Origin of the sequence: Pseudomonas sp. NFACC13-1 (assembly GCF_900104425.1) — a bacterium.
Taxonomy (GTDB): Bacteria; Pseudomonadota; Gammaproteobacteria; order Pseudomonadales; family Pseudomonadaceae; genus Aquipseudomonas; species Aquipseudomonas fluorescens_AA.
In genome coordinates this window covers 1-19,628 of the sequence record NZ_FMXV01000044.1, presented here as the reverse complement: position 1 = coordinate 19,628, position 19,628 = coordinate 1, and the positions used below count along the sequence as shown (strand labels likewise).

15 protein-coding genes and 1 pseudogene are annotated in these 19,628 nt (G+C 51.3%); 2 read left to right on the top strand and 14 right to left on the bottom strand.

Features of this window, described 5'->3' with window-relative positions; translation table 11 throughout:
• Nucleotides 1-35 precede the first annotated feature (35 nt).
• From BLQ55_RS30080 to BLQ55_RS30025, 13 genes and pseudogenes are all read right to left on the bottom strand, one after another.
• Nucleotides 36-1,715 carry an arylsulfatase gene (locus BLQ55_RS30080; protein WP_092259252.1) on the bottom strand — a complete coding sequence of 560 codons (1,680 nt, stop codon included), beginning with the start codon at nt 1,713-1,715 and terminating at the stop codon, nt 36-38.
• Between the two features lie 26 nt (nt 1,716-1,741).
• Nucleotides 1,742-3,136 (bottom strand): alginate export family protein, encoded by a 1,395-nt coding sequence (locus BLQ55_RS30075; RefSeq protein ID WP_256326668.1) that lies wholly within the window; start codon nt 3,134-3,136, stop codon nt 1,742-1,744.
• A 478-nt stretch (nt 3,137-3,614) separates the two neighbouring features.
• Nucleotides 3,615-4,832 carry a CoA transferase gene (locus BLQ55_RS30070; RefSeq protein WP_092259249.1) on the bottom strand — a complete coding sequence of 406 codons (1,218 nt, stop codon included), beginning with the start codon at nt 4,830-4,832 and terminating at the stop codon, nt 3,615-3,617.
• The gene (locus BLQ55_RS32335) at nt 4,832-5,059 is read right to left on the bottom strand and encodes an acyl-CoA dehydrogenase family protein (RefSeq protein WP_218130130.1); all 228 of its coding nucleotides are present in this window, start codon (nt 5,057-5,059) and stop codon (nt 4,832-4,834) included. Before BLQ55_RS32335 ends, BLQ55_RS30070 begins: the two co-directional genes overlap by 1 nt.
• Nucleotides 5,041-5,385: an acyl-CoA dehydrogenase family protein gene (locus tag BLQ55_RS32330; RefSeq protein ID WP_218130129.1), complete on the bottom strand. Its 345-nt coding sequence runs from the start codon at nt 5,383-5,385 to the stop codon at nt 5,041-5,043. The genes BLQ55_RS32335 and BLQ55_RS32330 overlap by 19 nt, the downstream gene beginning before the upstream one ends.
• A 220-nt stretch (nt 5,386-5,605) precedes the next feature.
• Nucleotides 5,606-7,036, bottom strand: coding sequence for an amidase (locus BLQ55_RS30060; RefSeq protein WP_176814268.1), 1,431 nt, complete (start codon nt 7,034-7,036; stop codon nt 5,606-5,608).
• A gap of 87 nt (nt 7,037-7,123) precedes the next feature.
• Complete coding sequence (locus tag BLQ55_RS30055) at nt 7,124-7,852, bottom strand: TorF family putative porin (RefSeq protein ID WP_092259243.1); 729 nt, start codon at nt 7,850-7,852, stop codon at nt 7,124-7,126.
• Between the two features lie 95 nt (nt 7,853-7,947).
• A complete protein-coding gene (locus BLQ55_RS30050) occupies nt 7,948-9,387 on the bottom strand; it encodes an aldehyde dehydrogenase family protein (RefSeq protein ID WP_092259240.1) in 1,440 nt (479 codons plus the stop codon).
• 50 nt (nt 9,388-9,437) lie between these two features.
• Nucleotides 9,438-10,766, bottom strand: coding sequence for a protoporphyrinogen/coproporphyrinogen oxidase (locus tag BLQ55_RS30045; protein ID WP_092259237.1), 1,329 nt, complete (start codon nt 10,764-10,766; stop codon nt 9,438-9,440).
• Between the two features lie 44 nt (nt 10,767-10,810).
• Nucleotides 10,811-12,202, bottom strand: a complete 1,392-nt coding sequence (locus tag BLQ55_RS30040; RefSeq protein ID WP_092259234.1) for an NAD(P)/FAD-dependent oxidoreductase — start codon at nt 12,200-12,202, stop codon at nt 10,811-10,813.
• A 23-nt stretch (nt 12,203-12,225) separates the two neighbouring features.
• Complete coding sequence (locus BLQ55_RS30035) at nt 12,226-13,404, bottom strand: MFS transporter (RefSeq protein ID WP_092259231.1); 1,179 nt, start codon at nt 13,402-13,404, stop codon at nt 12,226-12,228.
• 160 nt (nt 13,405-13,564) lie between these two features.
• Nucleotides 13,565-14,421, bottom strand: a pseudogene (locus BLQ55_RS30030) (histone deacetylase family protein).
• Nucleotides 14,422-14,549: 128 nt separating this feature from the next.
• Nucleotides 14,550-15,566, bottom strand: a complete 1,017-nt coding sequence (locus BLQ55_RS30025; protein ID WP_092259228.1) for an AraC family transcriptional regulator — start codon at nt 15,564-15,566, stop codon at nt 14,550-14,552.
• 473 nt (nt 15,567-16,039) lie between these two features.
• On the opposite strand from BLQ55_RS30025, the gene BLQ55_RS30020 reads away from it, so the two are divergent.
• Together BLQ55_RS30020 and BLQ55_RS30015 are read left to right on the top strand one after the other, a co-directional pair.
• Nucleotides 16,040-17,458, top strand: a complete 1,419-nt coding sequence (locus BLQ55_RS30020) for an aldehyde dehydrogenase family protein (RefSeq protein ID WP_063321871.1) — start codon at nt 16,040-16,042, stop codon at nt 17,456-17,458.
• An 18-nt stretch (nt 17,459-17,476) separates the two neighbouring features.
• Nucleotides 17,477-19,012 carry a class I adenylate-forming enzyme family protein gene (locus tag BLQ55_RS30015; RefSeq protein ID WP_063321872.1) on the top strand — a complete coding sequence of 512 codons (1,536 nt, stop codon included), beginning with the start codon at nt 17,477-17,479 and terminating at the stop codon, nt 19,010-19,012.
• Between the two features lie 255 nt (nt 19,013-19,267).
• On the opposite strand, the gene BLQ55_RS30010 is transcribed toward BLQ55_RS30015, so the two are convergent.
• Nucleotides 19,268-19,628 (bottom strand): methyltransferase family protein (locus BLQ55_RS30010; RefSeq protein WP_143011805.1); only part of this gene is annotated, 361 nt, incomplete at its 5' end.

Sequence of the window (19,628 nt, the reverse complement as noted above, 5' to 3'; positions counted from 1 at the left end):
TCAATGGGGCCTCTTCACGTGGGAGGCCCTCTGTATCAATAGTCACGACGTGGGTAGGTTGTATCACGCCCCGTACTGATGACATTGTTCTGCCGCACATACTGCGCCCACTCAGTCAGCAGCTCATTCAACTTGTCTGGGTGCTTACTGGAAAGATCGTGCAACTCACCGCGGTCGGTCGCCAGGTCGTACAGCGCCCAAGTGCCCTTGCCATCATCAAAGGAGTAAACGATTTTCCAGTTACCCTTGCGGATAGCATTACGCCCCATCAATTCAATACCGACGGTATAGGTGGAATCATGCACTGCATGGCTTTTACCTTGGAGCATGGATAAAGCACTCGCCCCCTTCATCGGCTCAACGGTTTTGCCTTGGTATTGCGTACCGGGATGTTTGATACCTGCCACATCAAGTATCGTTGGCATGACGTCCATGGCAGTCACCACGGCGTCGGTGCGTTGAGGGTTGTCATTGAATGGAAGACGCATGAACGATGCAGAACGAACACCCCCTTCATTGGTATAGGCCTTGAACATTCTGAATGGTTGGGCGCTGACTTGCCCCCAGGCGGGTCCCTCATAAGCGAAAGAGTTTGGACGTCCAATATTGTTTAACGAGACGTCAAAGTGTTTGGGGATCCATTGATCATTTTCAACATCTTTGCTCCAATCATTACCTTCTGGTCCATTATCGGACAAAAACACGATCAAGGTGTTGTCATAAAGCCCTTTGTCCTTGAGGTGATTGATAAGTCTGCCGATCTCATGGTCAAAAGCATCGACCATTGCTGCGTAGGCTTCCATTGTCCGTGCCGAGTATTCTTTCTCTTCGACACTGAGTGCAGACCATGGCTTTACCCCCTTGGGCATCGGAACTGGCGTAGCTTTTGCGTCGACCAGACCAAGAGATTTGAGTTTTTCGATTCTGCGTGCCGCGGTCACTTCGTAACCTTGGTCATAACGTCCCCGATATTTCTGCAGATAGGCGTCGGGAGCCTGGGAAGGTAAATGCGCGGCGGTGTAGGCCGCATAGGCAAAGAAGGGCTTTTTTTCTCCCAGGCCAGCATCGACGTACTCAATCAACTTGTTCGTAAAGTTGGTCGATGAGTAAAAGTCCGCTGGCAACTCTACCTTGATGTCATTCTCCCTGTAGACGGGTTCCGGGGCGTCTGACGCTATTTGCATAGGTGCCGTTTGCTTAAAATGAGCGGCCCCACCCCCCATAAGGACATATGACTTATCGAATCCACGCTGCTGTGGACGCAGTCCATCAGCGCCACCCAAGTGCCATTTTCCGACCATGAAGGTCTGGTAGCCAGCATCCTTCATCAACTCTGGCAGGGCCGCTACGCGCTGGTTTAGATAACCCTCGTAGCCAGGCTTGCCCATCTGCTCAGGTGTCAGGTGAGGCGTCATCATTTCCGCCATATTACCGACACCTGCGAGATGATTGTCGGTCCCCGACATCAACATGGAGCGGGTCGGCGAACAGGTGGGGGCAACGTAAAGCGATTGAAGCAAAGTACTGTGCTTACTCAGTTCATCCAGATTCGGGGTGTCAATTTCCCCGCCAAATGCTCCTAGATCTGAATACCCCAAGTCATCGGCAACAATTAACAAAATGTTGGGTCTCGCTGAGGCTGCGAAGGCCTGGGGGGCAAGACAGGCCACAACGAGCAAGGCACTAGAGGCGAGCCAGTTCAAGTTTTTTTTCATTTCTTCAGAACCTTTTCTGTCATTTTTTAGAAGTGAAAAGCCACGACTAACTGGCTGTAGACGTTAAGATTATCGTTCCCCAGTTGGGAGCCGCCTTGTTCTGCACTTTTCTTAGGTTTATAGAGCCCCACCAAGGGACTGATAACCCAGTTCTCTCCCACCGACCAATCCAGGTATGCATCCACTTCACTGGCGTCCAGGTCGCCTTGTCTTTTGTCCAGACTTCTAAACGAGTAAGCCAATGCGCCCAAGGTCAGATTGGCGGTCGGATGCAATTGGAGTTCCGCCATATGAATGCCAGCATTTCGCTGAAATGGCCCTGAGTAGTTAGAGGCGACTTCGCCTTGAAACCAAGTGCCGTAACCACGACTGTAACCACTGAAGAGGGGGTCGTAGTCTTCGGAGTAACGACTGTAGCGATAGCCCAAGCGAGGCGTCCATGGTAACTGGGAGAAGGTCCACGCGCCTTCCGCGTACCAGGCATGTTCCTGCCCCTGTGACTTGTCCTCATGGGCATATTCGAACGATAAAAACAGGTCTTTGATACCGAAGTCACCTTGCCCACGAAGGCTGACAACTTCAAGGCCATCCCTCTGGGCGCTGAAACTGTTCGCCAAGCTTTCGTCAACCCCCAAACCCTTTATATAAGTGAGGCCGAACGTAGCATGCTCATCTCCCCTTTCCAGTACAGCAATCCCGAGTTCTGGTTTGGCTTTGATCTCATTATCCGATTTCAGCCAAATCAAATCGCCACGCCATAGATCCTGCGCCCCAAGGTGCAGCTTCACCGTATTATGAAAAGCATTGCGCGGGGTGAGATAATAGGCGCCACCTCTATCCAATTGACCATCGGCGATATTGTTGCCGACACTTAAGCCATCCCCGTTGATGATGAATCCATCACCTATCTGAATTTTCTGGCTGCCCACAGATAGATCGACAAAATCTTTTCCCCAGTCATGCATCAGATTACCCGAGCGCCAGCCGATATAGGCCCGATCGATTGATGCTCGTCGCTCGGAGCCGTCCGTGTATCCCGCAGCATCGCCACCATCCCAGGTACCGCTAGCCACCCAAGTGGTTTCTCCGTAGAGCGAACTGTCATATAACCCAGGCAATAACGTCTGGCCTTTAAACCCAGCCCTGAGTACCCCTTCTTGCCAACCGGCGGCACCAGACTTGATAGGACCGCCCTGATTATAGGATTCACTGCTGTGAAACGCCCCGTAGATCGCCTGTACCGTGAAGTCAAGCTTCGAGTTGTCGTCTTTATAAATCGTTGCAGCCGAAGCACTGTGATTCACTACAGCCAACGCTAATCCGAGGAAAATATTAACAGCGCCGAACTGAACCTTGAAGGAGCGAACCTTCTGTTCATCCGGTTTCTTGTAAGTCAAGGTGATCCGGCTTTTCGAAGACATACTTCACCATTTTAATTATTGGAGGCAGGAAGGTAAGTTCACGACGCCGAGCGTTTTTTAAGTGTGCTCGCTTGGAGGTGATCGTATGCCCGGATCGGGAGGCATGGCTTGTCTCTGCGTGACAGCAGAATTAGCTGTCGCTGCCATAACTCACTCGGAAAACAGCCTGAAACCAGCACTACTGTCTGTGCTGGATTTGTGCCGATTGGAGGTGGGTCAGTGTTGCGTTAGCACATGAATCAATCGGTGCCGGCATCAATAATCCCTATCAAAAGCCCGGGGGTCACCTCAAACCATTGCTTGATCAGCCGCAATACCTACGGCAATTCGGCGCATCGTCTGCATGCAACGCGCGCAAAATAAGACAGGCGATGACTGGCGGGGCTCTCATACGACTGCACGACCTGACAACCATGAGCAAGATGGCCGTTTGGATCTCCTGCAGTTATCCTCGCCCGACGTTGACACGGGCACATCCCTACCGATGTGCGATACGCACCAATCCCTGGTCATGCAACGCGCCGAACTCGCTGCTGCTCAACCCCAGCACGTCCATCAACACCGCCTCGGTATCAGCCCCCAACTGCGGTGCCGGCTGCGGCGTGCGGTAGTGGCCGTTGAAACGCAGGGGCATGCCGGGGGTGAGTATTTGGCCGATGCCGGGTTGCTCCAGTATTTTGAACAAGGGGTTTTGCTCGGAGCAGGACGGGTCTTCTTCGAGCAGGGTGCTGATGCTCTGGTAGTGGCTCCAGCACATGCCGCTGTCTTCAAAGAGGGCGGTTATCTCTTCCAGGGTGCGCTCCGCCACCCAGGGGCTGACCAATGAGGCCAAGGCCTCACGGGCGTGGAAACGCTCACCTTCGCGATTTAGATCGACCTGTAGGTGTCGACCCAAGGCCTCCACCTGTTCGGTGATAGCTGTGACCTCGCAGAGGCTGCGCCACTGTTTGAGGGTCAGACCAACCACCATAATGCGCTGCCCGTCACGGGTCACGAAGTCTCGGCCAAAGGCGCCGAACAAGTCATTGCCGTGGCGTTGCCGTTGTACGCCGCGCTGGGCTTCGGCAAGAAAGCCCAAATGCCCCATCACTGCCAGCGCCACATCTTCCAGAGCCAGCTTCACCTGCTGACCAACGCCCTGCCGGCTGCGCTGACGCTCAGCGGCAAGTAACCCAACGGCCGCCATTTGCCCAGTGATCAGATCCCAGGCTGGCAGCACATGGTTGACCGCGCCATCGACGTCCTGTGGGCCGGTGAGATAGGGCAAACCAATGCGCGGATTAATCGTGTAATCAACCGCCGAGCCGCCATGGCGATCGCCCTGAATGGTCAACTGAATCAGGTCCGCACGCTGGGCACGCAGGGTGTCATAGTCTAACCAGCCTCGGGGTGGAAAATTGGTCAGCAGCATGCCGGCGTCTAAGCCCGGCGCGGTGATCAGCGCCTGGGCTAGTTCACGCCCCCGGGGGTTGTTGATATCAATGGCCACCGAGCGCTTGCCTTTATTGAGCCCGGCCCAGAACAAGCTGGTGTTGTCGTCGGTGACCGGCCAGCGGCGATAGTCCAGGCCGCCGTCGAGACCGTCGACGCGGATCACATCGGCCCCCATCTGCGCCAGGGTCATGCCACCTAGCGGAGCGGCGACAAAGGCCGATACCTCAATTACGCGCATGCCCTTGAGAATTGCCTCGCTCATCAGGCGACCTCGGCTTTCAGTGCGGCTTCCAGCAGGCTGCGGCCAATGACTTTCAACGCCAGGGTTTCTTCGGCGCCCTCAAAAATTGACAGCACCCGTGCGTCAACAAAGTAGCGGCTCACCGCCACTTCCTCGGCATAGCCCATGCCCCCGTGAATCTGCAGGGATTCGCGCGTCACCATTTCCGCGCTGCGGCAGGCAAACAACTTCACCAGGCTTGCTTCCATTCGGTCCTCGCCCTGAGCCAGCATACGTCCCACCGAATAGTGAGATAACGGCTGGCGAAATAACGTGCAGCCATTTTTGTCAGCTTGGCGCCGGTCAGCGGATAATCCGCCAGTGGGGCACCGAACACCTTGCGCTCCGTCGCATATTGCAGCCCCGCCAATAGAGCCGCCCGCATCACGCCGCTGGCCCGTCCGGCCGTTTGCATACGCCCGCCTGTCATCCCCGCCATGGTGTAGTAGAAACCTCTGCCCAGGCCCTGAGTCTCGCCAATCACATTGCCGTCGGGCACAAAGAAGTCCTCGAACGACAGATCGAACGAATGCATGCCACGGTAGCCGATGGTAGGAATTGCCCGCCCGGTAAGGCGCCCTCGCCGACTCTGACGCCTACTGGCGGCAATAACCTGTTCGGCCCTTGGTGGCGTAGTTGACCGCCACTTCCTATTGCACGTTCATTCCGTCGCCTCTGGCATGGAAGCCTTTCGTGCTGACCTTGGTGACTTCGGCGGCAATTTGCATGCCTTTTGACATGCATGAGCGCGTCAATCACAAGAGCGGCCGTCGGAAGCTCCAGGGCTGGGTAGCAGCCTCAAAAGCGTATGCAGCGCTGAACACTGCCAAGTCATCGTAGGCCGGCCCGATAATTTGAAGGCCCGTTGGGATTGAGGTGGTCTGATCTACCCCAGACGGGACGCTGAAGACTGGATACTGGCTGAGAAGATTGAAGGGGGTCGTCAGCAACCATCCTACATAGGGCCTATCGATCGCTTTGCCATTTATTAGCAGAGGGTCCGCGTCGTGGCGATCTGCTGGGATCTGGGTCGTTGCCGTAGTTGGTGCGATAAGAAGGTCATAACCCGACATCGCAGCCACAAGCGCCTGATGCATCTCATGCTTCGTTTGATTGGTACGATAAAAGCGCCTGAGGTCGAGATGGCTTCCCTGTTCCATGAGTTCAACAACGAAAGGATCGAGGTCATTCCGAAATTCGGGCAGCAGGTCGCCGCACTGAGCCCATAGTAGGGCCTGCCATTTGATAAGCCAGGCGTCCTCTACGGATGCCCGTTCCCAAGGCAGTTGAATCTCCTCCACGATACAGCCAAGACCGCGAAAAATTTCCGCCGCCGCTAAGGTGTTTTCACGAACCTCTTTAGAGACCTCATAAAACCCGAGATTCATCGACAACGCGATCCGCCTTCCGCGAAGGCTTTCGCCAGACGTGGGTAGAACGACTTGATCCGGCAACGAGTAGAGATCTTTTGGGTGCTGACCCGACATAACGTTCTGCATCAGAGCGCAATCTGCGACCGATCTAGCCAAAGGACCGTAGTGCATCAGGGTCTCCCCGGGCGAGAGAGTGTCCACAGGATTTCGTCCGAAGGGTGGCTTGTATCCAAACAACCCTCCAAGAGCCGCTGGAACTCGAATTGAACCGCCACCATCAGTACCGTCGGCCAAGGTTGTCATTCCCGCAGCGAGAGCCGATCCGGCGCCGCCGCTGGAGCCTCCGCTGCTATATTCAGGGTTCCAGGCGTTACGTGTCACACCCCACAACGGACTCTTGGTGATCGCGGAATGACCAAACTCAGACATCGTGGTGCGACAATGGACGATGGCCCCGGCATTTATCAGGCGCTCGACGGTCGGAGCCGATTCATCCGGGATGAAATCCGCGAAGGCCTTCGAGCCAACGGTCATGATCTCTCCCTTGACCGGATTGCCATCCTTTATTGCGCAGGTGACGCCTTCGAGCGGCCGAGTCGCCACGCCACGCATGTAGAGGCCCTCCGCAACTTGAGCCTCTTTGAGCGCGCGATCAAAATGAGTGTAGGTTATGGCGTTAAGTTTTGAATTCACGGCTTCGATGCGCGCAATTTGAGCGCGCAAGACGTCGACTGGGGATAGCGTTTTCGCTTTAAATTGCGCCACTGCCTCCGTGGCAGTGAGATAGCAAAGATCAAGTTCCGACTTAGACATCATATAACCCTCTGGAGAATTTGAGAAAGTTCTACTCGAGCGGACGGCTTTAGACCCGCAAACTAGTCAACAAGAAACGCCGACACCTTAAAAGCTTTTACTCGCGCCGACAACAAACCTAGCAGAGCAAACATCCTTGTAAAATATATACGACTGACATTGCGCTTCAGATAGGTCGGTATCGATATAGCTCAAAGACCACTTCACCCCCACAAAATCGTGGGAGAGTTTCGCTTCCCATTCACGATAAGAATCTGAACCTTTCCCGTCGTTGGAAACAAGAACCGGGTCTTTAAAATCTGCCCGCCCGTAACGTAGATCTAACGCAGTATCATAAGGTAGCGCAACCTTATAACCTACAAACTCGTACAACGCTGATTGATCACCAAAGTTATCGTTAGAATAGCTGGCGCCCAATACAAAATCATACGCTGTAAGCACCGCATATGTTTCACTAAGATTCAACAGCGAACTCTTATCATATGTATATTTAATATACCCCAAATCAAGACCAACCTTATCTGAAGGCTGCCATAGGTAACCCGCTATATAATCTACCTCTTGACGTGCATCTAACCCACCCCCAAAGTCAACATTGGAAGTCCACAGCCCAGCGTATAGCCCGCTAGAGTGTGCAATGGTTGCGGAAGCCTGGATAGCGGGGTTACGCTGAGTTTGCGATATTCCTCGTGAGCTATACTCCGAGAACGCTCCGACATTGAGCAACAACGACCAATTTTCATTAAGTTCCACAGCATGAACGGAAACAACAGGAACAGTAACACCTACTACCAGCACAAGTCTCGCAAATCGCATATTAGCCTCTCTTTGATTTTATTTACATTGGGGCAGTTTTTAAACAGCGAAGGGCGTTCCCGCAGACGATACACGAGATTTTTATTGTAAAATTCTTATCGCTGAGCTTTTATAACGCTCTTTATCTCTTGAAAGGACGCAAGCCCATAAGGGCCTAACTCCCTACCCTGACTACTTTCCTTATAACCTCCCCATGACAATCTGGGGCTAACTATTTGTGGCGCATTAACAGTAATAAAACCGGCTTCTAGGTTATTTACAACCCTTTCAGCGCGTTCGCCGGATTCGGTTACTATCGTAGCAGCTAGGCCGTACACTGAAGAGTTAGCTAAAGCGATAGCTTCTTCTTCTGAATGGAAGACCATAAAACATAGAACAGGGCCAAATACTTCCTGATTCCATATCTCACATTCATGCGAAAAAATTTCTATGAGGGTGGGTTCAAAGAAGAACCCACGCGCACCAACTCCCTGCGGCCTTTTGCCTCCCACCATAATGTTTGCGTTTGAATCAGTTCTTGCTTGATTGACCATGGCCAAAACACGATCATAATGTAGTTTCGAAATCAAAGGTCCCATCGTTGTTTCGCCAGAGCGCGGACTACCCACTACGACCTCAGCGATCTTGCCTAGCAACAGTTCGACAAACTTATCTCGTATACTCTCCGAAATGAGCAGACGAGATGTGGCGGAGCAGACCTGGCCAGCATTATAAAAAATCCCCGCAACCACTAGATCCAAGGCAACATCGATATCAGCGTCTTCAAACACTATTATTGGAGATTTCCCACCTAATTCAAGACTGACGTTCTTCACATATCTGGCCGTCTGCGTCAATATTGATTTTCCAACCGAGCCGCTGCCGGTAAAAGAAACCTTACGGACACGGGGGTCTGATACTAGCTTCGTACCAACCACTTCCCCCAATCCTGGTACAAAGTTCACCACCCCAGGAGGAAATCCAACTTCAGCCATAATATCTGCCAACGCCAATTCAGCTAATGGCGTGTATTCAGACGGTTTGACCACCGCCGTACAACCCGCAGCAAGCGCAGCAGCAAGCTTCCATGAAGTGGTGACCATTGGAAAATTCCAAGGCACGATCAAAGCAGCGACACCTACAGGCTCTGCAAGCACTTCAGCGTAAAAGCCTTCCACCTTCAAATCGACGCCACATCGATCTGGATGTGAATGAAGTAGCTCCGCGTAAAATTCAAAAGTTTCCGCAACGGCGACGACATCAATTTCAGCTTCATAATACGGTTTTCCGCTGCTTTCCATCTGCAACGCTATCAACGCGTCGCGATAGCCTCTCACTTTGTACGCTACTGACAAAAGGAGAGCAGATCTTTGCTCGGCGGAAGTGCGCCTCCAAGAAGGAAAAGCCTTTGAAGCAGCTTCAACAGCACTATCAGCGTCTTGCTCACTAGCAAGGGCTATGGTAGCAACAACGTCCTCTGTGGCCGGGTTGATTACATCCCAACGTTGTCCGCCGCCAAACTTCCACTTACCATCAATATAAAGTTGGTTTCGCATTGGCTTAGTTACCCCATGAGGATGCCGACGAATCCCGTCGGCGTCCCTGCTTAATTCCAGTGCTTTTGAATCAAACGTGCGGCGCGACGACCACTCGCACACGCGCCTCCGGTATGCGAATGAGCCAGATAATCGCCTGCGAAATATATAGACCGTGGAGCAGCCTCGTACGTCTCGATAAAAGCAGCAACTTTTTTGGCGTATCCTGGATACCAAAGAGGCAACATCTGAGGAATCCATTGTTCAATAACTTCAACGGTGTCCTCATCAACAGCTGGATACATATCCTTGGCAAACTGATGGACATACTGCTTAAGGTGACCTGTCCCACCCTCTGCAACAGCTCGATCTCGCTGTTGAGGTGTCAGTTCAAGATACAGGTGAGGTGGCTGGCGGTGGCCTTCGGGAACATGCTCGTCTTCAGGAATTTGCGCATAGAAAACGACGGGGGACGGATGCTTGCGGGTGTACCATTGCAGCTTTTGCTCCAAAGGCTTATTCAGCACATAATAAACAATGCCGCACTCGTTGTATTTCACACTCTCGAAGAATGCTTTTTCCTCGTTATTTAAAGTCGATACTAATGCACTGGCTCGATCCGCAGGTGCCGCAAATACCACGATATCAGCTTGAAGAATATGTGTCCCATCGTTGTTCTCGATCTGGACGTCACACCCAGCACCTTGCTTCTCAACGATGCTGAGGACTTTTGTCTGGTACTTAACGTCAACGTGCTTCGCCAACTCGCGCGTTAACGAGCCGATACCATATTTAAATGTATGGGTCTTCGCAGTAGGCAAATGCCCCATCATGGTCAGCAGGTAAGCCTTGGAAAACTCTTCCGGCTCCCAATTCCATGGCGCGCGAAACAAGGGTTCAATATAATTTTCGAGAAAATCAACAACGCCCTTATCAGTCAAATATTCCGCAACGGACTCAGTATCGAACTCCGCAGCAGTATGCATAAAACAAGGATCAGTTTTCAAACCACTGCGAATGATATCTGGTAGTAATTTAGCCAGCTTAAGCTTTGTTGCAGTACCAAAGGCAGGGTGCGTCAACATGTTACTCACACTGAAATGGTACTGGATATCGTAGACTTTTTGCCCATTATCAACACGCGTAGCATCACGCGTCCATGACACCAATTGATCTTTCATTCCGAGTTCATTGACGAGCCCCATCATATCTTTAAAGTTGTCCCAGATAATGGTGGCTCCCGAATGAACATTAAGGCCTTTCATGTCAACATCGGCCATACGACCACCGGCTGTCGCCGTCGACTCAAGCACAGTAACTTTGTGACCAGCCTTGGTCAGGTCATAAGCAGCGCTAAGGCCGGAGATACCCGAGCCCACCACAATAATATTTTTAGTCATTACAAAGTCTCTCTACACGCCTATATAAACTAGCGAATCGGGTATCAGAAAGGGAAACCCAGAACCTTTACAAAATTGAGCCATAAACGGCGCCACCCACCCTTCTCATCTACTTTACTTAGAGCGGCGAATGTGATTTTTGCGCCAATCCAACGGAAAGGCTCCGGAGGTATATATCCGGAAGGCTCTATGGCGATAGCCAGCTTATAAATCGGGTCGGGATTATTGGTGAGTATCCCCAGCCCCATTGATGCGCCAAATCGACTTCCTGCGACACCAAACCCGGTGTACCCACCCGCATATACAACTTTCCCAGAAAAATATTTTCTGAAGAAAACCGAAAAACGCATCGAATAATCAATAGGCCCACCCCATGCGTGACTGAATCTAACGTCCTTTAAGCTTGGAAATGTTGTATAAAACGCCTCAGCCAGGCTGTAGTAAGTATCAGCTCTGGCATCACATTTAGGAGCCGTATCACCGTTAAAATGATAGCTAACACTACCACCAAAAATAACTCGATTATCTGCTGTTAGTCGCATGTAGTTGAGCTGCGTCCGAGTATCATAAATACCCTGACGATTGCCCCAACCTATACGCGCTAGCTGTTCCTGCGAAAGAGGCTCGGTAGCCAGTACATGGTCGCGAACAGCAATAATTCTGCGCTTAATATCACGCTGTCCAACGTGCCACGCATTCGTAGCCAGGAAAACCTTAGGAGCTGATATCTTCCCTCCTTCAGTACGAACCAGCATTCCATCTGCTAGTTCAGATAACTCGGTCATCTTGGAGTTTTCATGCACCTGTACGCCTAATTTGATCGCCGCAGCCTTGAGCCCCCAAGCCAGCTTGGCAGGATTAATTATACCACTGCGTTTTTTTGACCACATACCGGCTACAAACATAGGCGATTTGAGCTGTTTCCTTGTCTGCTCTGCGTCAAGAAACTGTACCTCATGCCCGTGTTTTAGATGCAGTTCATATTCTTCTTTTAAGTCAGCTACATGCTCCGGCTTTACGGCAATGGTCATCTCACCATTCCACTCGACATCGGCGTCAATCCCATAATCCGCCAACGCTTTCTTGAATCCGTCAAGATTCTCCATACCCAGTCTTTCAAGGATATCGATGTCGTCGGGAAAAACTCGATCTTCGTTCGCCAAACCGTGCATAACTGACGTGGAAATGATTCCACCTGGGCGCCCAGATGCTCCATGTGCTACTCGCCCAGCCTCCAAAACTATAATCGACCAAGTGGGATTCGCTTCCTTTGCGAGAATGGCCGTCCACAAGCCAGTAAACCCGCCCCCAATGACCACCAGATCCACTTCTTGAGAGCCACTGAATGCTGGCGAAGCGCTCGGAGCGTCCGGGCTATCGAGCCAAAAAGGCATGAACTTTGTGGACGACAAAGATTGCTCAACGATCGACTTCATAATTTCTCCAGTCCACCTACAAATCAGGCGTTCCCGACACTGCGTGTATGCCGCGATGCTTTATAGAAAAGGAAACCCAGACAAGGGATTACACACAACGATTGCAAAGCAAGACCGAAGGAACTCAACGACGAGAAACCTGTAGTTAAATTGAGCGTGAATGCGGCGACTAATGGGCCAACGACCATTCCAAGCGAGTCGGCCCCACCGACTGCAGCCGTGGTGCGACCACTACTATCTAAGTGCGCTGAAAACATCCGAATATATGCTATAAGGAAAACATAGAGGAACGACATAATTACAACCACGGAACAAAAGGCAATTACTGATGGTGGTGCGCCATAAAAGTATGATGCAATACCAGAAAGCAAACAGACTACGGCAATTGGCACAACCGTTTTATTTCGCGCAAATACAAAATTTGCAACAAACGGAACGAGAAGGGTAGGAATGGATGAAAATGATCCCAGTTTTCCTATAGCGGCCAAATCCATCCCCGCCGAATGACCAACCTGCTCAAAATAAAGCCAAAGCGTATTCGATCCGGAGCTTGCTAAAAACGCCACAAGAAAAAGTGAAAAGCTCTTTATATTAAACAGGGCATAAACGCCACCTGCATTGGGCAATTGCTTAAGTTTTGCTGTGGGCATCCATATGAACAGTGGAAAACAGATCAAAGTGACCACGAGCATGAACCAAAAAATAGAGCTGGATCCGAGATGGGACTGTAAAGCAGGCACCGTAATAAAAGAGATGAGTGATGCCGCTGCAACAATGCCCGATGAATAAGCAAGTAACCTTGTGCCGCCGATAATCTGGGCCAGGGTAGCAAAGCCCATCCCCATGCATAATCCTTCACCGAACCCCGCTATCGCTCTGGCAATAATCATTGGCTCAAGCGACGTGCTTCCGATTGAGAGAAAATGTCCAATTGCTGCAAGCGATAAACCTATCAACGCAGTTAATCTCGGAGGGAGCACCTTCAGCGCAATTGAAACCAGAAGCGATGCTAACGCGATCATGGAGATTTCAGCACTGGTGGCATAGGTCGCGTTGGATGAGTCGACCTGTACTTGATCAATGACCGCACCAAATATGAAGGGCATCACCATAATAGGTAAACTAGCCAGACAAGGTATGACTAACGCAGCGACTTTTTGAATCGGGCGGGCCCTAAAGATCCCATCAGTATTATCTTGCATAACAACCTCGCCATATGAGTAATATTTATTTTTGACGGCAGAGAAAACAAAATGAAGCGATTCAATTTTTCTAATTCTTTATCGTTGCTTAGCCATGTGTATCGCTCAGCTTAAGATCGTTACCAGACATTACACATGGCATCTATCTGAACAGAGCTGGTCACGCAGCGTCGCAATGGCCCAGTAAGACATTAGTTACATCCCTACCGATATCACCTACGGCACCCCACCCTCTTGGACGAAGAGCGTAGCAAGCCCCAGAGCTCCCATAAATTGCCCCATTACCTTGCAGCCAATACTATCCAACTTAAACTTCAAGATTGGATCATCTATAAAAGTGTCGAGGGATATTCATAGGAGGGATGCCCATGTATTGATAGGAATTGGACATCATCCCTTCGATAAAAAATGTCCTGGGCTCCATTACCATGATGGTAATCGACATCTAGGATAGATACCCGTGTAGCGCCGTTATCTGGAAACGCCTGAGCAGCAATAGCCGCATTGTTTAGATAGCAAAAACCGGCAAGGTAGTCAGCACCAGCGTGATGCCTTGGAGGACGACACAGCGCAAAGGCAGAAACTGCTCCATTCCTGATTTCTTCTTGGGCGGTCAATGCCACCTGCGCAGCGCTGTATGCCGCGACCCAATTTGCTTCGGTGATGGGCGTCACCATATCGAAGCTGTAGCGCCCCATTTGCGCGAGGGGAGTTCGCAACCCCTTGGTGGGCATTGAACGGCGAAATCTGGGAAAGCAGATCGAAATTGTTGCCTTCTGCAGTCCAGCGCCCCCGTGCTCCTTCAAGGAAATCAATGTATTCGCAACCATGGATACGCAGTATGGGTGATAGACCAGAATCACGTGGTTCTTCCACAGGGCCTACGTTTCGGCTTTTGACCATCTCTAGAATCTGGGTAGCGCGAGCAGGACATTCAAAACTTGAATGGAACACGCCATCGATCAACTCTGACCGTCCGAAATGCCCGCTATGCTGTGCGCTGTAGATAGTCTTCATTCCGGCTATGCCCTGTTCTGCAAATCGATACTGAAACCTCTTGGTAATGATTCTGCGGTAGGTGCCGGAGCACGCTATATAGCGAACGAGGTCAAAACCGGGCCGAAAGTGTCCAATCGGCTGGCCGCCTAGGAACGAAACACCTTTGGAGATAGTCCGCACCACCTGCGGAAAGCCCTCCGCAAAGCAGCACCATCACTAAAACCGACCTGCTCCGCAATCTGGTCGATGGTTCCGCTCTCAGAGCTCAATAAGGCCTTGGCTTTCGCAAATCGCAGCTCATCCAGCTGCTGCCGGTAGCTCGTATGCTGTCCATCCAGTTGCCGACGAAGAGTGCGGGACGAGCAGTGCATCTGTTGAGCGAGCGCGTCGAAAGCTGGCGGCTCCTTTAAGTTGAGAGCGAGGAATGTTCGCAGTTTCTCTAACCATTCCCTGTTAGAAACAAGGTCTCGATTCTGATGCTGACAGAGCTCTAGAATTTTTCGGTGGCAGAGACTGTTAGCCAGAGGCAAGCAAATGTCCAAAGCCGCTGTGTCGAAGACGATCATCGAGCATGAATATTCAAACTGAACCTCGCAGCCAAGGGCATCTCGGTAAGCCTCTGACGCGCCCTCAAAGCTTTCATACCTGAAGCACGCCTGAACCAACTCAAACGAGCTTCCCACCATATCGCTCATGATGGTTTTGAACGAGCCAAGGCAGAGTTCAGTCAAGATCGGCTCAAGCTCTTTTGGCGCCCTGCAGTGATCCGCGCGCAATTGAACCTTTTCACCGTCAACGACCAGGCTCAGCGAGAAGTAGGTACCTAGCAACGCTGGCAGTGTTATGGGAATTTGAAGACCGCTACGCAGGTCTGCTGCCGTCATCATGGCGTACCCCAAGAGGCCATATGAAGAAATCCGTGCAGCCAATCCGATGTCCAAGCCAAGAAATGGACATCCTGAAAGCCTCAATGCATTCGAGAGCAAAAGTTGCTCCTGATCGAGGTCGACCATTTTTGCTGACTTTTCAAAGTCGAGCGGTTTGAGGCCGGTTCCAAATAGCACATCGTCTAATGGGATACCTGCTTGCTCCAGATAGCTCGTAATGCACGCGCAAAGATGAACAGGTGTCAACGTAGCGTGTTTTTTTGACTGAATGGTCATGATTCACCTCGGACGCCATCTACCAGCAAGAGTATATGGGTCGCCATACTCGCTGGCAGCCTCCTGCGGGTCAAACCTCAGCCCAAAGTAAGCTTGACTGGTAGCTAAAGGCCCACTATGACCGCTCGATTTGCTATCTCCATGACAATCAGAGGGCTGCCAGGCATAGCTGTTTCGCTCCAAACGCCTTATCTAAAACATCCCACATTGGCCGTTTCGGCTCGATTTTGACCCTAACCGCTCTATAGCCTCCTCCACGTTTGATACAAGATCAATCAACCGACCTGCCAACAAAGAGCAACGCTACGTCGATTGTTCTAGTGGGCAAGCGTATTGCTCACCACGCCATCCACCGAGGCGTAGAGATCCCTCTGTCCAGCGTTCCATGCCCCGTCGGATGGATTTGTCGCAAAGAGTTAAGAAGAATTTACCCCTACAAAAACAATGGCCAAAAAAGCCTGAGGAAAATTCTCATGAAGCTGCAAACTTTTAAACTGTCCATCAATGGGCGCGCTGAAGAATCCCTTGAGACGGCTTTCGCTATCAACCCGGCGACTGAGGAGCCTATTTGTGAATATCCCCTGGCTTCGCGCACGCAGCTTGAGGAGGCTGTCCAAGCAGCAAAGATCGCATTCACAGACTGGCGAGCAACCCCCATCGAACAGCGAAAAAAGCTGGTAGCCGCATTCGGGGACATTATTGAGGAACGACGTGAAGCGTTCATCACACTCCTAACCACCGAACAGGGTAAGGGACGGTCTGGGGCTGAATGGGAAATTGACGGTTGCATTCATTGGTGCCGTGAAATAGCCAAACAGTCACTCGAAGACGAGTTCCCTCAGGGGGTAACTGGCGAATTAATCGTAAGCCGTCATACTCCGATTGGTGTAATCGGTGCAATCACTCCATGGAACTTCCCGCTTCTGCTTGCAATCTGGAAGGTCGCTCCCGCACTGCTAGCCGGTAATACAATGGTGCTGAAGCCATCTCCTTTCACCCCGCTTTGTACCCTCTGGTTTGGTGAACTCGCAAACAAGATCTTGCCCCCCGGAGTGCTGAATGTGCTGTCGGGAGGAAACGAGCTCGGGCAACTAATTACCGAGCATCCGGACATTGGAAAAATTTCATTCACTGGCTCTACCGCGACGGGTAAACGAGTGATGCAGAGCGCTTCCACCAATCTCAAACGCCTCACGCTGGAGCTGGGGGGTAATGATCCCGCAATCGTATTTCCCGATGTAGATCCGAAGGCTATCGCCCAAGATTTGTTTTGGGCGGCATTTGCTAATAGCGGACAATTTTGCGTGGCCACAAAACGCCTTTACGTTCATGAGGATATTTACGACGAAGTAGCTCGGGAACTCGTCGCGTATGCAGGTACAGTTAAAATGGGCAATGGCGCTGATCCGGAAGTCGCGCTCGGCCCTTTGCAAAACAGGATGCAGTTCAACAAAGTCAAAGATCTACTCCTGGACTGCAAAACCAGAGGTTTCTCCTTCATCATGGGAGGTGAGCTTGAGGAAAGAAAGGGCTACTTCATTCCAGTCACGATCATCGACAATCCCCCGGCTGACGCTCGCTGCGTCGTAGAGGAGGCATTTGGCCCAGTGCTTCCAATGATCAAATATCGTGATTTGGAGGATGTAATAAAGCAGGCTAATAGCTCGGAGTATGGATTGGCAGCAACCATTTGGTCTAAAGACCTGGATACAGCACAAAGAGTCGCAAAGCAGATCGAATCTGGCACGGTATGGATTAATCACGCTCACCAATTTTCTCCACACGTTGCTTTTGGAGGACAGAAGAACTCAGGCATGGGAATTGAGAACTCCCTTCATGGCCTCGCAGAATACACAAACATACAAACAGTTTTATTAAAAGCCGCGCAATGATCCGATAGGAGATCGACTATGGAACATTCAATCGGAAATTGGGTTGGGCGATCAGCTGCACGCTTCGGCAATAAACCTGCGATTATTTTCGAAGGCAAATATTGGTCTTTCCTAGATATCGACGTGCAGTCATCTCGCCTGGCTGCAAGTTTAGAATCGATGGGTGTGAAGCGAGAGGATGTAGTTTCGATTTACTCACCCAATTCACCAGAGTGGATCATCACCTACTACGCCATATTAAAAATAGGTGCGATCGTCAACCCACTCAATACGATGCTTACCGCCCGTGAAGCGGCGTTTGCGATAAAAAACTGTGGCGCAGTGGCAGTATTTTCTACTTCAGACAAACTGTTGGCTTTACAGGAGCATATCGGGCCAACGGAAGTTATATCACTAATCTCTTTCGACGGGATAACAGTCGCGGGGATGCGACATTTCAATCTGCTGGTCGATGCCAACGTTGCAGTGCGTGAATATCCAGTTACGGGCATTCAAAAAGATGATATCTCAACCATTGGTTACACGTCTGGCACAACAGGACAACCCAAAGGCGCAGTGCTTTCACATAGATGCATTCTCACAAACGTTTCCATGACTGCAACAATGCATTTACGTACAGCGTCTGACATTGCGGTCAGCGCGCTACCACTGTCTCATGTCTATGGGAACGTAGTCATGAATTCAGCGATTGCATACGGAATGACACTGGTATTGCATAAAACGTTTGATGCAGAGGCCATTTTATCCAGCATTCAAATCTATGGTGCTACCCTCTTAGAAGGCGTGCCTACCATGTACATCTATCTTCTCAATTGCCCTAACCTCGGCGCCTACGACGTGTCTTCATTAACGCGATGTACCGTAGGTGGACAAATGATGCCCTATACGGCAATGGAAAATGTCGAGCGCGCATTAGGTTGCCGACTTCTGGAGTTGTGGGGTATGACCGAACTCGGCGGATTAGGCACAACCCACTCTTTATATGGTGAGCGCCGACTGGGATCCATTGGCGTAGCCCTTCCTCATCTGGAAGCGCGCATTGCCCAGCTTGAGCTTGACGGGGATGCCCTGCCGCTCGGTGAAATAGGCGAGCTTCAGATTCGCGGCCCAGTAGTAATGAAGCATTACTTGGGGCGCCCTGATGCAACAGCCGAAACAAAAACAGATGAAGGCTGGCTTCGTACCGGCGACCTGGCAAGAATGGACTCTGAGGGTTTTATTTATATCGTTGACCGCCTCAAGGACATGTTCATTACTGCGGGCTTCAACATCTATCCCGCTGAGCTTGAGCGCGTGATTGCGGAGCACCCGTCAGTGGCGATGGTTGCGGTAGGAAGCGTATTGGATGAGATCAAAGGCGAGCTAGCCAAGGCCTACATTGTGCCCAAAACCGGATACGAGATTGACATTCAACAAATAGAGCGCCACTGCCGTGATCGACTAGCGGCGTACAAGGTGCCCCGCCTGTTCCAAATCGTCGAAGATTTGCCCAAAACGAGCAGCGGTAAAGTGATGCGGCGGATGCTTCGTCAAATATTTGAGTCAAAGCTGTAAACTGATTGAGGCATAGTTTATACCGGCACATCTAATCTGAGCGAGCAACGCCACTAGCTAAACCTAAGAAGGTCTTGTCAGGTTCCTTTTTTCGCAATCAACAGAGCCTAAATAGCCAAAATGGCTGCCTTCACTAGCCGTCGCGGACGGAGCAATCTGCCAAGAACTACTTGGAATATGCTTCAGTAAAGTTCGCAATCAGGCCATTGCCGGCATTGTCGATAAGGACGTGTCGGCAGCCGCGGAGCGGAATAGTCAGAGCCAGCGGCGAACCTTGGCCTTGTAGCGGCGGTAGTCGTCGCCGAACTTCGCTTCAAGATAGCGCTCCTCGCGGGCGATCACCTGCCTCTGGATCGCGATTAGCACCAACGGGAGCAAGGCGAAGGCGATCGGCCCATCAAAGCCAATCGCAAGGCCGGCATAGATAAGCGCCATGCCGAGATACATGGGATTGCGCGTCCACCGATAGGGACCGGTCGTTGCGATGAGGGTCGTTGGCTGCGACGGCGGAATGTTGGTGCCCAGCCGCCGGAACAGCCCTGCCGCTGCGAGCATCATCGCCGCGCCGGCAACGAACAGCAGCGCGCCCGTCGCGACCAGCAACCGCCAGTCGATG

Coding starts and splice junctions, on each gene's coding strand:
- BLQ55_RS30080 (WP_092259252.1), bottom strand. CDS start 1,715: ATGAAAAAAAACTTGAACTGGCTCGCCTCTAGTGCCTTGCTCGTTGTG.
- BLQ55_RS30075 (WP_256326668.1), bottom strand. CDS start 3,136: ATGTCTTCGAAAAGCCGGATCACCTTGACTTACAAGAAACCGGATGAA.
- BLQ55_RS30070 (WP_092259249.1), bottom strand. CDS start 4,832: ATGAGCGAGGCAATTCTCAAGGGCATGCGCGTAATTGAGGTATCGGCC.
- BLQ55_RS32335 (WP_218130130.1), bottom strand. CDS start 5,059: ATGGAAGCAAGCCTGGTGAAGTTGTTTGCCTGCCGCAGCGCGGAAATG.
- BLQ55_RS32330 (WP_218130129.1), bottom strand. CDS start 5,385: ATGCATTCGTTCGATCTGTCGTTCGAGGACTTCTTTGTGCCCGACGGC.
- BLQ55_RS30060 (WP_176814268.1), bottom strand. CDS start 7,036: ATGTCTAAGTCGGAACTTGATCTTTGCTATCTCACTGCCACGGAGGCA.
- BLQ55_RS30055 (WP_092259243.1), bottom strand. CDS start 7,852: ATGCGATTTGCGAGACTTGTGCTGGTAGTAGGTGTTACTGTTCCTGTT.
- BLQ55_RS30050 (WP_092259240.1), bottom strand. CDS start 9,387: ATGCGAAACCAACTTTATATTGATGGTAAGTGGAAGTTTGGCGGCGGA.
- BLQ55_RS30045 (WP_092259237.1), bottom strand. CDS start 10,766: ATGACTAAAAATATTATTGTGGTGGGCTCGGGTATCTCCGGCCTTAGC.
- BLQ55_RS30040 (WP_092259234.1), bottom strand. CDS start 12,202: ATGAAGTCGATCGTTGAGCAATCTTTGTCGTCCACAAAGTTCATGCCT.
- BLQ55_RS30035 (WP_092259231.1), bottom strand. CDS start 13,404: ATGCAAGATAATACTGATGGGATCTTTAGGGCCCGCCCGATTCAAAAA.
- BLQ55_RS30025 (WP_092259228.1), bottom strand. CDS start 15,566: ATGACCATTCAGTCAAAAAAACACGCTACGTTGACACCTGTTCATCTT.
- BLQ55_RS30020 (WP_063321871.1), top strand. CDS start 16,040: ATGAAGCTGCAAACTTTTAAACTGTCCATCAATGGGCGCGCTGAAGAA.
- BLQ55_RS30015 (WP_063321872.1), top strand. CDS start 17,477: ATGGAACATTCAATCGGAAATTGGGTTGGGCGATCAGCTGCACGCTTC.